The following is a 15,795-nucleotide window of genomic DNA, read 5'->3' on the forward strand; positions in this document are numbered from 1 at the left end:
TGGTTACCCTCCTGATTCGTTAATAAAAGACAGCGCTGCTGATCTTTTCTCGACTTAAGGAGCGACTAGGTTAGAGTTCATTTGAATAAAAACCAAAGCCAATAAGATTGCGAGCGCTACCAGCAACAGTGCTCTTCTTTCTTGGACAGACAGTTTCCCACAAGGTCCATCAGGTGGTGGAGTGACAGGAGTCGTTCTGCGACCCCCAGTTCGCGGAGGAACTGGGCGCACAAACGGCTGCACTTCACGAGTGAGCCGATTGGCAGATGACACTGATGGCGTTCTCCCCCGGTGGGGTGGTCGGATTCTAGAGGGACGACGGGCTGGACGACTCATCGGCGACCAATCCTTCTAACATCGCCATCAAAGGTAGGCACTGATAAGACAAAGGGATCGGTTGAGTAGGTTAGAGCCTGCTCTTCCAGAATCCCAATTGCAATTTCTTCACCCATTCGTAAACTGTCGTAGTAGTCAGTGAAGTAATGAACCCCTGCCATATCTCGACCAATAGAGATGTTGGCTGCAAGCTTATTCAGCTCGCCTTCCAATGTTAGAAAATATTTAATCTCTCTATCTTCCACTAAATTTCCTGAGGGAGCATCACTTGGACTTGATAGGTCAGGTGCCCTAAAAACAATTGGGGAATCATCGCTCTCTTGACGTTTGAAAGCCACTGTATCACCTGATACTGCTAGTACAGCACTCGTATCAAAGAATGCCTTGAGGATCGTTACACATGCTCCTGCCACGGTTGCATGGCCTGCTCCATAAGCAGGGTGCATTGGTGAACCTTCAGGAAATGCCATTGGTAGAAAATAATTCCCTTCAAGAGCATCTAGTGTTGGTTTCAGTTCTGTGGAGAAATTAGCAATGTGTTTCTTGAGTAGCTGAGGAACAGCCGCTTTCTCTTTTTCTGAAAGACGCTCTTTCTCATCTACAGGGGGACTTACAGGGGGACTACCCAGACGGCGCACAAGCTCAATTCTTGCAGCAAGGGCTTCTGGACGAAGTCGAATATGATTGTTGAACTTTTGAAATCGGACGGCTTTTAAGGCCCGCGTTGCAACTTCAGTGACTAAGTTCAAAATATGAGGTCCACCATACAATGCAAATCCACCTGCATTGCGCTTAGTAGTGGGAGAATTTGCTGCTTCACCTACACCCGATAAATGATCGAACCCTGGATCAAAGGGTGTCTTCATTCCCAAAAGAATGATACAGGCATTGAGATAAGCTTCGTACAGCGCATCATAGTGAACGTAAGTTGCTAAATCACGGGGAGTTGAAATAAACCGTCGACCAGGACGATCTGGTGCAATCGCATCAGTACCACCTGCTTTTATGTAGATCTCTGGATTTGTTTTAGGTAGCAAGCCTCTTTGAATTCGGACATACTCCCCCATCTCAGTCATATAATCAACACTGGGTTTAGCAACGGGGACCCTCTGGTCAATCTGGAGAACACCGTAGGTGATCTTTCCTTCTGCAACTTTTCCTCCACCCCCATTGATATCGGTATTACCTATCAATAAGAATTGAGATATATAGGGGCCAACTTCTACACCTGGAGATGAACCACGGAATACGGTTTGAGCATCAAGCTCACGAGTCTTTAGATTAACCTTTCGGGGGCGTCCCGTTTGATTTTTAACATAGCTCAATTTGTTGAGGCGATTAATCGAACTTTCAATATCACCATTGGCTTTATCTTTTTCGAAATTATTGAAAGGTTGATCGCGAAGAATGGCCAATTCATATACTTCTGCCATTTCTAGGACCAGCTCTGGATTAGGTTTCCCACTGGCATCCAGCAATGGTGGGGCTGGGGGCATCGTTACAGCCTGAGCATCTGGGCCTTCTAGCTCAAAAACAACGCCAGCCGTAGGAGCTTCCCATTGTCGGAAATCTTCTGGCTCGCAAATCTCCTCAACTTTGCCTGATTCTTCATTTAGTGCAAACTTAGCACCATGTCGAACAGGCGAAGTGAAAGCATCGATAAAGCCATCATCAATAGCACGGCGGAATTCGACAAAATCTTGAGAATCTTCTAGGAGTCCGGTTTTTCGGTTATGGGGGAGTCCTTTAGTAAAGGACATGAAATATTTAGCACCAGCGTATCGTTCTTCATCGCCGTTGGCCTTATGGTCAGGATGATTTCGACTTCTAGCTAGCTCTGCGGCTTCAACTCGAACTGCATAGGAATCTTGTCGACGATCTGTCATAGAAATCTTCCTTTAGTGTGTGTAGAGTAGTCAGTTATATACTTCTGGATAAGCTGTCAGGGACAAGCAAAAAAATTATGCGATATTTGTAAAACATCACATTTGAGAAAGTGGTTTTAGAGTTTGCCCTTACTGATAAGCACTAGAGAGTAAATATCATTGGCTAACCCTATTGATGTGATATTCAGCTGTTCGGTAGCTCTTATGCCTAACTGCTTTATCGAAGAATTAAGAGAGATGGAAGCATCGCCGAATTGTGGGTTCTCTACAGTGTTGAGATTATCTTCACAATAGCGAGTGAGATAGTGTTGTTCTTATTGTTAAGTTCCAATTTCTATCATGTCTGCGAAAAAATGTTTAGCATTTGATTATGGTTAGGTAAAAGCCAAAAACTTATATCTTTAGTGTATATATTGCATGACCGTTTATTCATTGTTTTGTTTCTGCATCGTTAAACAAAAATAAGCACTGAAGGTGTTGGCAAAAAATTGCTTGCATAATGACAGCTAGGCAGATTACGGCCTGAGCTATATTCTGGGAGCGAATTTGTGCCAATCGAAATAGGTCCCCTTGTTGGAGCAATCGAAATAGGTCCCCTTGTTGGAGCAATTGCAAAAATTGCCGCACCTGTTGCAGCTAATAAACTGCAACGGAATGAGGTCGTGATTAAGCTGCTCACGCAATTTGACCTGGTTCCTGAACACCCGCCTGCTGACTTTAGTGGTGCATATGCCTATGCTCTGGTGGAATATGGTGTGGGCAAACCTCCGTTAATGTTGGAGTTATTGCGGCAGGATGAAATTTGCCGGATCTTCAGGGAGTCATTTGAGCACAATAATCCCAATATTTTGCTAGCTGAAGGGGAGCGATATGTTCATGATTTTGCTTTAGGGGATGAGATTAGGGCCAGGGTTGTTTTACGTTCCTCCTAGAAAAAATAGGATGGTTCTACTGACCAACAGTAGAGAGACCGATGAGCCATCTAATCGATACTTTGAAGCAAGTCCCGGATTTCCGCAGTGCCCATGGCCGTATTCATCCGTTATGGCTGCTGTTGCTATTGATGGTGATGGGCATGCTTGCTGGATATCAAGGGTACCGTCCGTTAGAAACCTTTGTGAGCGATTATCGCCAGCCTTTAAGTGAGCTATTGGGGCTTGAGAGCCTCGAAGTTCCGTCTCACTGTACCTTTCGTCGAGTGATGAAGGGGCTTGACTTCCAAGCGTTGAGCCACCAATTTGAAGCATGGATGCTCTCGAAAGCCCAGACTCACTCTCCCGATAATTATGCAGCCTCCATTGATGGCAAACGGATTCGTCAGGGGCTGACAGATGCCAAGGGGAAGCAGCGTTTTGTGGGCTTGGTGAGTTTATTTGCGGTGGAAGCAGGCATCACCCTCAAGCTCGAAGCCCTCACTCAGGAGGATAATAGCGAAATCAAAGTCGTCCAGGCTTTGTTGGAAACCCTTCAACTCGATGGCTTGCTGATTACCATGGATGCCTTACACGCCCAAAAAACACTTGAGAAGATTGTGGCCTCGGGTAACGACTATCTTGTGGCGGTCAAATCCAATCAGGGAAGACTTTACGACCACCTCCAGACTTACTTTGAGTGTCTTAAACCCATGGCTGAGCACATCCACTCCGCCCAAAGTAGAGGACGAGATGAACATCGGTGTATACAGGTTTATGAGCCTGTCGGCATAGCCCTACAAGAATGGGAGGCAATTCGCTCTGTGCTTTGTGTCCAACGATGGGGCACTCGCAAAGGAAAGGAGTATCACAATACCGCCTATTACATCAGTTCAGCTGCCACCTCACCCCATCATTGGCAATCTCTGGTCCGAGAACATTGGGGCATTGAAAATCGGTTGCATTGGCCGAAGGATGTTGTTTTTGGCGAAGATGATTATCGACTCGAAGATGAACAAGCACTGCTCAATTGGTCAGTGCTTAGAACTATTGGGATTAATATCCTGCGGCTAAACGACTATCAATCCCTCAAAACCGCGATGACTAAGCTTGCTAATCGGGTCGATATTATTTTTTCGCTGCTAACTTAAAACAGCCCTGAGATTAGGGCTGAGGAAATTGACTATCCGCTTGAATTTGCCCGTTTCAGTGCCATTTTTTTTGAAGTGGCAAATCGGACGAGAAAGCCTGCAGAGGTCAGACGAGATCAGAATATTGCCAGTCTTCGAGATGGCTTAGATCGGGTACAAGAAAGACTTAATCGGCTACCTACTGTGGAAGCGATGCGGGCAGAGATGGCTCGCTTGGTTTCTCAAGATGGACTTATGCTGACGGGCAGTGACTCATCCCCCCAAGAGAGTTGTCGAGCCTATGGGTTGGCTCAGCAAATGCGGGGGTGGTTTGAGACGTTGGACTATGAGTTTGAGTCTTATGAGGCTTGGGAAACAGACTATTTTGAGTGGATTATTACCTATCGAGTGAGTCGGCGGCGATTTAATCGGGTGCTGGTGAGGGGGGTAGATGGCGAAGGGGGGGTTGCAGATGTTGAGGCTCTAGCGCAATCGGTTAAAGGCCAACGTACTGATGAAGGATGGCTGGTCAGTAGTCGTCGAATGAGCGAGGCAGCCAGGGAAGAGGTGGCGCAAACTGAGAATGAGCATTTGGAGTGCTACACCTTTGATGAATTGCTGGATCAGGATGCGGATTTTAGTGGCTATTTGACTTGGTTGGAGTCGGAGATTCAGCGTCGGCAGATTGATGAGCAATATGTGCCCCTGGCCTGTACAAAGGAGGAATTTAGTCCTCAAACCCAACAACGAATTGCGTTAAGTCGATATGGCGAAGCGAATGGTTGGATTGATGGCTATGTGGATGTGTGGCTGGATGACCCTGCCAAGGAACATATTTCTGTATTGGGAGAGTTTGGGACGGGAAAGACTTGGTTTACGCTGCACTATGCCTGGAAGGCTTTACAAGACTATCGCGAAGCACAGCAACGAGGAACTGAGCGACCGCGATTACCTTTAGTGATTCCGCTGCGAGATTATGCCAAAGCGGTAAGCGTGGAGTCGCTGTTTTCAGAGTTTTTCTTTCGCAAGCATGAGATTCCGATTCCGGGCTATTCAGCTTTTGAACAGTTGAATCGAATGGGGAAGCTGCTGCTGATCTTTGATGGCTTTGATGAGATGGCAGCGCGGGTCGATCGGCAACAGATGATAAACAATTTTTGGGAGCTGGCCAAGGTGGTGGTGCCAGGATCAAAAGCTATTCTGACCTGTCGGACGGAGCATTTTCCTGAAGCTAAGGAAGGGCGAGATTTATTGAATGCCGAGCTAAAGGCTTCGACAGCGGCTTTGACAGGGGAACCGCCTCAATTTGAAGTCCTGGAACTGGAAAAGTTTAATGAGGAGCAAATTCGGCAAGTGCTGTCCTTTCGGGCAGATGAGGAATCCGTGCAGCAAATTATGGGCTATCCCCAGCTTTTGGATTTGGCTCGTCGCCCAGTGATGACGGAGCTAATTTTGGATGCGTTGCCGGAGATTACTGCGGGCAAGCCAATTGATTTAGTGCGGGTGTATCTGTATGCCGTGCGGCGGAAGATGGAGCGGGATATTAAGGCAGAGCGTTACTGCCCAGGCTTAAATCATTGTGTTGAGAATGAAGGTATAACTCTATCTGAGACTATGTTTTAAGCACACCAGCAGTCAATCCGTACTCATTCGTTGAACAAGAAAGTCTCTGACCAGAAAATTAGTGAATCTGATATTCGAGCAATCTACCATCAAGGAGAGGATGCAGTTGTTGAGCTGGTCACCCTTCTTATTAAACGGATAGAGCGACTAGAAGAGCATCTTGGCAAAGATAGTCGGAACAGTAGTAAACCACCCTCAAGCGATGGCTTTGGGAAGCGGACCAAAAGTCTACGGGGTAAGAGTAAGCGTAAAAGTGGGGGTCAAAAAGGCCATCCCGGTAGTACCTTGGAATGGCGTGAAACCGTCGATGCCGTAGTGTTACATCCAGTCACTCAATGTCAAGGCTGTGGTGCCTCGTTAACAGAGGTCGCCGTCCTTGAGTATGAACTGCGCCAGGTTCATGAGCTGCCCTCCTTGTCATTACAGGTCATCGAGCATCAAGCAGAAGTCAAATATTGTGAGCACTGTCAAACCTTGAACCGGGGTAAATTCCCCAGCGATGTCACCAATGTGGTTCAGTATGGCAGTAATCTCAAAGGCTTGATGGTGTATTTGATGGAGGCTCAACTGTTGCCGTTTGAGCGCACCCGTGAACTGCTTAAAGACCTCTTGGGTTGTCAGGTTTCTGAAGGAACCCTGTGCAACACCCGTACAACCTGTGCCCAGCAATTAGAACCGATTGAAGCCCAGATCAAAGACGCTATTGAGCAAGCAGCTGTGGGACATTTTGACGAGACGGGGTTGCGAGTCAACAGCAAGTTGTGGTGGCTGCATGTCGCTTGTACGAGTGGATTAACCTACTACTTTGTCCATGCCAAACGCGGCACAGCAGCGATGGACGAAATGGATATTCTGCCAAACTTTACGGGCACGAGTATTCATGATGGTTGGAAGAGCTATGCCCGCTATGGTTGTACGCATAGCTTATGCAATGCCCATCATTTGCGCGAACTCCGATTTATTGTTGAACGCTACAAACAACCTTGGGCTGAGGAGATGATCTCACTGCTGCTAGATATCAAAGCTGAGGTAGAGCGGGCAAAAGCTGAACACTTAAGCGTTCTCGATGCGAGACAAGTCGAGGCGTTTGAGCAGCGGTATCGCCAAGTGTTAGCCGATGGATTCAAGCATAATCCAATGCCAACCGTCGATGAAAATGCACCCAAGAAACGAGGCAAGCAGAAGCAGAGTACACCCAAAAACTTGCTCGACCGACTTCGAAAGCACCAAGCTGCTGTCTTGGCGTTTATGTATGATTTCAGGTGCCTTTTGATAACAATCAGGCTGAGCGCGATATCCGCATGATGAAGTTGAAGCAGAAGATATCGGGATGTTTTCGCTCCTTGGCAGGTGCCCAGCAGTTCTGCCGCATTCGCGGTTATATTTCAACTTTGAGAAAGCAAGATATCCCTGTACTGGATGCACTCAAAAGTATTTTTGCTGACAATCCTGTTAGACCAGTGCTTCAGCCTGGGCAGTAACGGCAGAGCGAACCTTTACCTCGTTGGCGGATAAGCTTTATTTTCTGTGTGAGCTGTCTTGGGAGATGATTCTGTCGGATCAGATGCGGCTGAACTATAAGCTTTTTCCAGAACGGATTCGGAAGCTATTTGGCCCAGTGGTGCAAGAGCAAACGGATCTGGACCATTGGCACTACGACATGATGGGACAGTCGATGCTGATTCGGGATGCGGAGGGGAACTACAGCCCTGCCCATCGATCGCTGCTAGAGTTTTTTGTCGCCTACAAGCTGGTGGCTTTGCTGGGGGTTTTGGCTCCTGATTTTCTGGATGTGGCGCGGGAACAACCCCATATTGATCAAGCATTGCCTGCCCAGGAATATGACTGGTGGGATTATTACCAGCGGCAAGTGGATGAGCAGGGTGCCATCCAAGAGATTGCTCCTCTACTTCGGTTTAGATCAGAAGATCGTGAGAGTCTTCAGCCGCTACTGGTGCTTGCCCCACTAGCTAAGGCAATTTTGGATTTGGCCGTTCCCATGATCGACTCAGACCTAATGGTGGAACGGTTACTTCCCCAAATTCAAGCCACTCGGGGACAAACTCAGGAACAGGCAGGGTATTGGGGTGGTAACCTAACGCAGCTTTTGGTTGATAGGAATCCTTGGGCTTTGGAAACCCATGATTTGAGTAACACCCATTTACAAGGGGTTAATTTTGCCAATGTCAGCTTACTACAAGTGAATTTGGCCAGAGCTAGCTTGGCAGAAGCCCGTTTCAATAAAGTTCTAGCGGTCATTTATACCATTGCTGTTAGTCCCGATGGCCAGTGGTGGGCTATTGGGGAGAGTAACGGCAGACTGCAGATGTGGGACGCCAGTACCGGGCGCGTGTTATGGATCCGACAAGAACATTCTGGTGCTATTCGGTCGGTGGCCTTTAGCCCCGATGGCCAGCGGATTGTCAGTGGCAGTGATGACAAAACCCTCCGACTCTGGGATGCACAGGGCAACCCCATCGGCCAACCCTGGACAGGCCATAGGGCTTCTGTCAGGTCGGTGGCCTTTAGCCCCGATGGCCAGCGGATTGTCAGTGGCAGTGATGACAAAACCCTCCGACTCTGGGATGCACAGGGCAACCCCATCGGCCAACCCTGGACAGGCCATAGGGCTTCTGTCAGGTCGGTGGCCTTTAGCCCCGATGGCCAGCGGATTGTCAGTGGCAGTGATGACAAAACCCTCCGACTCTGGGATGCACAGGGCAACCCCATCGGCCAACCCTGGACAGGCCATAGGGCTTCTGTCAGGTCGGTGGCCTTTAGCCCCGATGGCCAGCGGATTGTCAGTGGCAGTGATGACACAACCCTCCGACTCTGGGATGCACAGGGCAACCCCATTGGCCAACCCTGGACAGGCCATACGAATTCTGTCTTGTCGGTGGCCTTTAGCCCCGATGGCCAGCGGATTGTCAGTGGCAGTGATGACAAAACCCTCCGACTCTGGGAGGTCGATACGGGTAAATGTTTAGGAGTTGTTCAAACAGGTTTATGTGGTGGCATGGACTTTAGTGGTGCCCTGGGTTTAACAGCAGCCCAAGAGATGGCCTTGAAAGCAATGGGTGCCTACTGTAACGATTAGGAGTCTCCGCACCTTTGCCAATGGATATACTTCAGCTAGCAAGTCATTCTACTTGCCCCTAGCTCTCTACAATCTCAACGGCAGAAGTGAGTTCCTTTAACTCATCTGCCGACAAATCAGACACGATCGCATAGTGAAACTCACCATCACTCCAGAACACCCCACCCGGTCCATCTTGGATCGCGAGATAGAGCTTCTCTGGTGTGAACTGAGGCAGCTCTGGCCGTTGAGAACGAGCAATCTGGTAAAACGAGACCTTGCCATGGTGCTCCGTATCGTACATGATCCGGACGCCCTTAGCCTTACCAAACGTGCAAACACTGCCCCCCAACAACTTAGAACTCATCTGGGAAAGAATCGGCATCGCTGAGGGCATTGGGGCCTGCGCCCTGAGTAAGGCAGCTAGCTCCATCGGCTGATTACTGGGGATGTCCACCGCCTTTGGCCCCTTCTTGAGCGACTTGTGATGATCCACTAGAATCTGTTCTACCCCTTGCCAGTTGCGGTTAACAAACGTATCCGTCGTGGTAATCACCACATTTCTAGGTGCGGTCTGAGGCATCGTCGAGGGCAGTGTAGCCATCAGACTTTTTTGTTCAGCCAACTCCTGGCGAACTTGAGCCAATTGTTGCTGAAAGTGGACGGTTTGCAACCCTAAAGCCATTGTTGTGACAGCTGCAATACCGCCAAAGATTTTGGCCCAAGGGCGTTGTGGATGGGGACTCGATTTGAGGGGCTCAGCGGATTGAGTCTGAGCCGTCTGCATCATCCGCTCCCGAGCGGAGGGTTGAGGTTGGGATTCAGCCAGGGCAAAGGGCAATAAATCCAGGGTCTCTTGCAGCCCAGCGACCTCCTCCCATAGAGAGGGGTGTTCTACCGCTAACTGCTGAAACTCAGCCATCTCTTCAGAGTCGAGGTTACCCAGCACATAGCCTGCGGTGAGTTCTTCAAATCGGTGATGGGGGGTTGGATCGACCATAAGACTAAAGCTCCATTTGCGTTCGTAGCGACTGGCGAAGTTGGATCAATCCTTTCCTTGCCCAGGTTTTGACCGTGCCTAAAGGCTTGTCCAATTGCTCGGCAATTTGGGACTGACTATATCCCCCGAAATAACTGAGTTCTAAAACTTGACGATACTCTTCCGGCAGTTCCGTTAAAGCCTGCTGAAGGGCTTGGCGTTTCTCGGACTGACTGGCATGGTCCAAGGGCGTCGGAGAAGGATTAGGTGACAGGCTGTCTTGCCACTGGGACAAAATGCGCCGACGATTTCCCTTCATTCGCAGTCGATCGATGGCCCTGGACCGAGTCACCGTCGCCAAAAAGCTTGATAAGCTGCCCCGGCTGGGGTTGTAAGTGCAGCGTTCCCACAGCCCCAGAAAGATCTCTTGCATCAAGTCTTCCGCTTCTGAGGAATTGCCCAAAATTTTATAAGCCAGGGTATAAACCAAACTGGAATACTGGTCGAACAAATATCCAAGGGCGTCTAACTCCTGTCGCTTAATCGCTGCAACCAGGTCAGCAATATCTGCATATTGAGAAGAGGGAACGGGGCGGTTCTCTTCTGAAGATGGATTGGGTTGGGGAACTTTCAAAAGCATCTGCCCACAGCATCATTGCACTCATTCTATATACGAGTCAGGTCTGCGATCGGATGTGGGTATCGCCCCATCTTTTTGAACCACATCCAATGGCTTCCCTCGTTCGTATTGAAAATAAGCACAAAAAAAAGGGACAAAATTGTCCCCGAACATCACTTTATTTCTAGGAGCCAGAGTATCATGGCAGCTCAATCAAAACGATCCAGATGTCTGCAAGCCATAACCTTACAGTGAGCGATTCCCCTTAAAGTGACCGATGGCTTCTTCCACTCCTCCCCTTATTGTGATTATTGGCGCTGGTTTTGGTGGCCTACAAACGGCTACTTCCCTGGGGGGAGCAGCAGCTCGGGTCACATTAATCGATCGCAATAATTACCACACCTTTGTGCCGTTGCTCTATCAAGTGGCAACGGCCACCTTGGAGCCAGAGTGGATTGCATTGCCGATTCATAAGCTGCTGCGTCGATATAAAAATGTTCAGTTTGTCCAGGGCAATGTCGAAGCCGTTGACTTGACGGCGCAGCGAGTGCAAACCGAACAGGTTATGTTGCAGTACGACTATCTGGTGCTAGCCACGGGGAGTCAGACTCATCTGCAGGGCGTGCCCGGAGCAAAGGAACATGCGCTGCCCCTCAGGACTTTGGAGGATGCGATCGCACTCAAGCATCATCTTTTACAGTGCATCGAACAAGCCGCCCAAACCAAAAATCCAGATGAGCGCAGGCAACTCTTAACTATCGCCATCGTCGGCGGTGGGGCGACGGGGGTAGAAATGGCAGGGGCTTTGGTGGAGTTGTGTCACCAATCCTGGCCCAAGGACTATCCCTGGCTCCAGGATGATCCAGTGCAGCTAATTTTGGTGCAGTCAGGATCAGAACTCCTACCTGAATTTCCCCATTCCTTGCGAACTTATACCTATAAAAAGCTGGCTATTTTAGGTGTAAACATTCAGGTAGAGACCAAAGTCGCATCAGTTCATGCCTCTCATCTAGAACTGGATAGCGGTACCCGGATTCCCTGTGCGACGACCATTTGGACCGCTGGGGTCAAAGCTGCCCACCCGCCCACGGAAGCAGCATTACCTCAAGGTCATCGAGATAAAATCCCCGTTCTCTCCAGCTTACAGCTGCAGCAGTACCCAGAGGTCTATGCCCTGGGGGATGCCGCTCAAGTTCCCGATCAAGCCTTAGCTGGTGTTGCTCCTGAAGCCTTACAGCAAGGAGTTTGTACGGCTCGCAATTTGCGTCGTCAGCTTAAGGGACTCACTCCCCAGCCCTTTCGATATTTCAATAAAGGTCGGCTGGCAATTATTGGCTGCTTTTCTGGGGTAGGCAAGATTGGCCCCTTTCCCCTTCGGGGTTTTCTCGGGTGGTTTCTCTGGCTGGCAGTCCATTGGGTCTATTCCCCTGGCTATCGCAATCGTTTGATGATTTTGGTCACCTGGCTGCAATCCTTTGGCTCCCGAGATAAATTAGCCCGGCAATTGTTGAAGCGTTCTCCGTCAAAATCTCCTGCTCGATTCAAGGTGTAATCGCTTCCCATAAAGGATCGACATTGTGCTCTAAACCGGGCCGTCCTGTCGATTCCCAGACCAGCGTTTTCTACTGTTTTTAGCCCTACAGACTAAACATCATCCTAGTTTTTTTACTATTTCGAGGACCATCATGACTACAACGTCTACAAATTCCAATCTCTCCATGCAGGCGTTTTCTTTATTACTCTTGCGCCTCGTGGTCGTGGCAATTTTTCTCTATCACGGTTTTCCCAAAGCCATTAATTGGGCAATGGCCAGCGAGAAATTTATCGGCTTTGGCTTACCCGGATTTTTGGGGCCGATTACAGGCATTGTTGAAGTGATTGCCAGCATCCTCATCCTGATCGGCTTTCAAAACTTCTGGGCCAACTGGGTATTGGTAGCGATTATGGCCGGTGCGATCGCAACGGTTCAATTCCCCAAAGCCATTAGCGAAGGGGCATTTATCGCCGGTCTAGAACGAGATTTAATGATTTTGGCAGCCTGTACCGTATCCGCTGCTTTTGGCCCAGGAGCATTAGCTTTGAAAAAGCGCTAGGGTCCTTCTTCTCTACTGCAGTCAGTTACTTTTAAGTCTTCGGCATCATCGACACTAAAGCAATATTATCTGCTACTCATAACGGTATCCATAATCACAACTCTCGAGCAAACAATAGAATGGCACTCAATTTTGGGTACACTAGCCTAATGATAGGCCCAGATAATCCTTTACTTAAACAGAAATAGAATCGTATGGTCACGGTTGACGAATCCCAACAAATTAGTGATTGCTTGCAACAAGTTTTAACCGTCAACGGTGCGCTAGCTGCTGGCATTGGCAATTGGAAAACAGGTCAATGCTTATTTAAAGAAGGTCTCAATAAGCCTGATTTCCCAACGTCTAAGATTGAAATCGCGGTCACCCATAATTCAGAGGTGATTAGGGCAAAACAGCGGGCTGCAGCGGCGCTAGAGTTTGATGACAAAATTGATGATATTTTGATTAGTCTGACTCGCCAGTGGCATATTATGAAACTGTTGAAAGTGGAAGGCTACTTTCTCTACATCGCTTTAGATCGATCCAAAGCCAGTATTGCATCCGCTGGACTCAAGTTAAAACAAGCGAATCGAGAGCTATCAAAAATCCTAGTCAACTATCCCTAAAGGTTGCCACCCTGTAGCTTTTCAGATAATGAATCGACGGTTGGGACCCCAATCACCATATCCCAGATCAGTCCCCCACTAAAGCTGAGTCCCTGGCCCTTTCTCTACGGGGAACTTCGCCTGTCGCCATGCTTTGATATCCCCATCCAAATGGTAAAGTCGATCAAAGCCAGCTTCCTGTAAGGCAGTTTCCGCGATTTGGGCACGGAATCCTCGCTCGCAGTAGACAACAACATCCTGACTAGCAAAAGATTGCAGATCTTGGATCCGTTTGGGCACATCTCGGAAATAAATCTGAATTGCCCCTGGGATATGCCCTGCTTCATATTCTTCGACCGTGCGCACATCCAAAATAACGGGCGGATTGCCCGCATTGATTTGCGCTAGGAGCTGGGTGGGGGTGATCAGTTCATGGGCCTCCCAACTCGGGACACAGGATGTTTGCCCCAGCATCATGACCAGGGCGGGGACTGGCATCCAGATCAAAGCTCTACGCTGCATCACTCATTTTCCCGCCTGGTCATCGATTTTCCTGCTGAAGATAGGCCAACAGCTCTTTGGGCTGATGGATTAAGACTTCTGCCCCTGCCTCTGTTAGCTCCTCTTCACTGCCATAACCCCACAGAACCCCCACGCAGGTAGAGAGCCCTTGCCCTGCTGCCATATCACTGGCACGGTCGCCAATCATCCATAGGGCTGCCTTTTCATGCCTTTGAATATCATGCAATAGTTCGGCTTTGTGGCGACTTAATCCACAACCCAAAACATCGATAAAGTAGGAGCTTAATTCAAAATAATCGATGACCGATTGGGCAATATCTGTCCGCTTAGCCGTCACAATATACAGACGATACCCTTGAGATATCAGTGCTTTTAACAGCTCTGGAATACCAGGGTATAAGATATTTTCGGTATAACCAATGGCCATATATCGCTCTCGATACAACGTAATGGCTTGATGGATAACCGCCTCTTCTGTCGTATTCAGCAACTGAGAGAACGTCCCCACCAAAGGTGGACCAATATACTGGGTCAAGTCCTTGGGGGCGATGCTGGCAGCATCCAGTTTTTCCAGGGCATAGTTGATAGAAGCTGTGATACCTTGGGCTGGGTCACTGAGGGTTCCATCCAAGTCAAATGCAATGACAGCCATTGATCAGCGTGATCCTCTCGAATGAACCTATCTTTTCCCTTATAGCCAGTTAGACCACAATCAGATTGTCCCTAGTGCCAGAGGATTAGGGAGCAACTGGCTTTACGTTTACCTCCGATGGAGCCAGTTTAATAGAGCTGAGAATGGACCGATTGGTGGCGGCTAGTTCATTATAGAAATTCACTTTTTGAGAGTAGGCATCATATTGCTGATTGAATTGCTGAATCCGATCCTGCAATTGCTGGACTTGCCCGTTAAACTCCCCAACTTCACTGTTAAACCGAGATCGGGCCTGCTCAAAGTCATTGACCAAGCTATCATCCCCCCGACTTAGAGAGGCTTCCGCCTGTTGCTTTAAACGGGTCAGATTGGTTTTCATCCGCTCTAAATCCCGATAATACGTCTTTAAATCATCTTCTGCTCGCTGAATATAGTCCTTCTCGGCTTTCAGGTTGATCTCAAGACTATTCAACTCAGGCTCTAACTGATCAACTTGGGACTCAATTTTGGCTAAGACCCTGCGAGAACGGTCTGAAAAAGCCACGACCTGTTTGCGATCACGAAAGTACTGCCGATAATACTCTTCTAATTCTGGGTCTCCCAAATCCCCTAAGCTCGTTCCTAAGTGGGAATGCAGCTCATTGACATACAGGTCTTGATCACCCGACTCATACTCATTGAGCACCGCCAATAAATGCTCATCTTTCACCCGTTTAGCAGCACGTTTTAACTTGGATGCCAGTTGAGATCGCTTCTGGTTACTCAGCTGCTGATAGGCCGCATGGAGCATCTCATGAGCTGCCACCATTTCCATCATTCCATCCAGCCGAGGATCAGTCACCGACTGGATGATGATAGAACCTTCATAGCCATTACTAATAAAACATCCCAGCAGAATAGTCTTTTCCGTATTGTGACTAGCCTTCCGGCACAGTTTATGGAATGTTTTCTTCGGCTCAATTCTCGGCTCTTGCTGATAAAACAGCTGCTGAGCCTTTTGGGTCATCATGGTATCGATCGCCAACTGTTCAACCTTAGGCGAAGTTGGCTCATAGACCTTTGGCGCCAGTAAAGAGCAACCACTCAGCCACCCACCCCCTGCAACAATCCATAGTGAAACGGTGAAAATGGGGTGCCAAGATTTTTGCATTGGATAGGGGTGAGTGAGGAGTCTCTTAACTCAAGATAGACAAGTTTTTTGACCAATATGACTAAAAAGTGATTTTGAGCTAAGAGCACCACGGATTAACTCATCCGCAATCAAGCTTTTTACTCAACAGCCGTTCCCTCAATCACTCTATACCGTGCTGAACATCACAAAAGCACTGAGGGGTTGATCACTGTGCCAAAGGGAGAAATTGAGGACTATAGCCATAGCAAGCAA

At 48.5% G+C, this 15,795-nt stretch carries 13 protein-coding genes and 2 pseudogenes; 9 read left to right on the forward strand and 6 right to left on the reverse strand.

What is annotated here, in order from left to right:
• Window positions 1-181 precede the first annotated feature (181 nt).
• Window positions 182-355 carry a hypothetical protein gene (locus ON05_RS23670; protein ID WP_175307197.1) on the forward strand — a complete coding sequence of 58 codons (174 nt, stop codon included), beginning with the start codon at window positions 182-184 and terminating at the stop codon, window positions 353-355.
• Here ON05_RS23670 and ON05_RS23675 read toward each other — a convergent pair.
• Window positions 333-2,222 carry a vanadium-dependent haloperoxidase gene (locus ON05_RS23675; protein WP_010471680.1) on the reverse strand — a complete coding sequence of 630 codons (1,890 nt, stop codon included), beginning with the start codon at window positions 2,220-2,222 and terminating at the stop codon, window positions 333-335. The genes ON05_RS23670 and ON05_RS23675 overlap by 23 nt on opposite strands.
• A 548-nt stretch (window positions 2,223-2,770) precedes the next feature.
• On the opposite strand from ON05_RS23675, the gene ON05_RS23680 reads away from it, so the two are divergent.
• The 5 genes and pseudogenes from ON05_RS23680 to ON05_RS23700 all read left to right on the forward strand — a co-directional run bounded on the left by ON05_RS23680 (window position 2,771) and on the right by ON05_RS23700 (window position 8,983).
• Window positions 2,771-3,154, forward strand: a complete 384-nt coding sequence (locus tag ON05_RS23680) for a hypothetical protein (protein ID WP_262562325.1) — start codon at window positions 2,771-2,773, stop codon at window positions 3,152-3,154.
• Window positions 3,155-3,195: 41 nt separating this feature from the next.
• The gene (locus ON05_RS23685) at window positions 3,196-4,284 is read left to right on the forward strand and encodes an ISAs1 family transposase (protein ID WP_262562326.1); all 1,089 of its coding nucleotides are present in this window, start codon (window positions 3,196-3,198) and stop codon (window positions 4,282-4,284) included.
• Between the two features lie 12 nt (window positions 4,285-4,296).
• Window positions 4,297-5,820: pseudogene (locus ON05_RS23690) on the forward strand (NACHT domain-containing protein); the annotation flags it as partial.
• A 123-nt stretch (window positions 5,821-5,943) separates the two neighbouring features.
• Window positions 5,944-7,367 (forward strand): annotated as a pseudogene (tnpC, locus tag ON05_RS23695) (IS66 family transposase).
• A gap of 65 nt (window positions 7,368-7,432) precedes the next feature.
• A complete protein-coding gene (locus tag ON05_RS23700; protein WP_262562328.1) occupies window positions 7,433-8,983 on the forward strand; it encodes a WD40 repeat domain-containing protein in 1,551 nt (516 codons plus the stop codon).
• A gap of 58 nt (window positions 8,984-9,041) precedes the next feature.
• On the opposite strand, the gene ON05_RS23705 is transcribed toward ON05_RS23700, so the two are convergent.
• Window positions 9,042-9,962: a hypothetical protein gene (locus ON05_RS23705; RefSeq protein WP_010481482.1), complete on the reverse strand. Its 921-nt coding sequence runs from the start codon at window positions 9,960-9,962 to the stop codon at window positions 9,042-9,044.
• A gap of 4 nt (window positions 9,963-9,966) precedes the next feature.
• Complete coding sequence (locus tag ON05_RS23710) at window positions 9,967-10,581, reverse strand: sigma-70 family RNA polymerase sigma factor (protein ID WP_010481486.1); 615 nt, start codon at window positions 10,579-10,581, stop codon at window positions 9,967-9,969.
• A 256-nt stretch (window positions 10,582-10,837) separates the two neighbouring features.
• Between ON05_RS23710 and ON05_RS23715 the strand changes: the two genes are divergently transcribed.
• The 3 genes from ON05_RS23715 to ON05_RS23725 all read left to right on the forward strand — a co-directional run bounded on the left by ON05_RS23715 (window position 10,838) and on the right by ON05_RS23725 (window position 13,258).
• Entirely contained in the window at window positions 10,838-12,112 is a 1,275-nt protein-coding gene (locus tag ON05_RS23715) for an NAD(P)/FAD-dependent oxidoreductase (RefSeq protein ID WP_010481489.1), read from the forward strand.
• 133 nt (window positions 12,113-12,245) lie between these two features.
• Window positions 12,246-12,653, forward strand: a complete 408-nt coding sequence (locus ON05_RS23720; protein WP_010481490.1) for a DoxX family protein — start codon at window positions 12,246-12,248, stop codon at window positions 12,651-12,653.
• Window positions 12,654-12,847: 194 nt separating this feature from the next.
• Window positions 12,848-13,258: a hypothetical protein gene (locus ON05_RS23725; protein WP_010481491.1), complete on the forward strand. Its 411-nt coding sequence runs from the start codon at window positions 12,848-12,850 to the stop codon at window positions 13,256-13,258.
• Between the two features lie 78 nt (window positions 13,259-13,336).
• Here the strand turns inward: ON05_RS23725 and ON05_RS23730 are convergent, their stop codons facing one another.
• From ON05_RS23730 to ON05_RS23740, 3 genes are all read right to left on the reverse strand, one after another.
• Window positions 13,337-13,759: a rhodanese-like domain-containing protein gene (locus ON05_RS23730; protein ID WP_010481492.1), complete on the reverse strand. Its 423-nt coding sequence runs from the start codon at window positions 13,757-13,759 to the stop codon at window positions 13,337-13,339.
• Window positions 13,760-13,778: 19 nt separating this feature from the next.
• Window positions 13,779-14,411, reverse strand: coding sequence for an HAD-IA family hydrolase (locus ON05_RS23735; RefSeq protein WP_010481493.1), 633 nt, complete (start codon window positions 14,409-14,411; stop codon window positions 13,779-13,781).
• Between the two features lie 85 nt (window positions 14,412-14,496).
• Entirely contained in the window at window positions 14,497-15,561 is a 1,065-nt protein-coding gene (locus ON05_RS23740) for a hypothetical protein (protein WP_010481494.1), read from the reverse strand.
• Window positions 15,562-15,795 lie beyond the last annotated feature (234 nt).

The organism is Acaryochloris sp. CCMEE 5410, from assembly GCF_000238775.2.
GTDB lineage: Bacteria > Cyanobacteriota > Cyanobacteriia > Thermosynechococcales > Thermosynechococcaceae > Acaryochloris.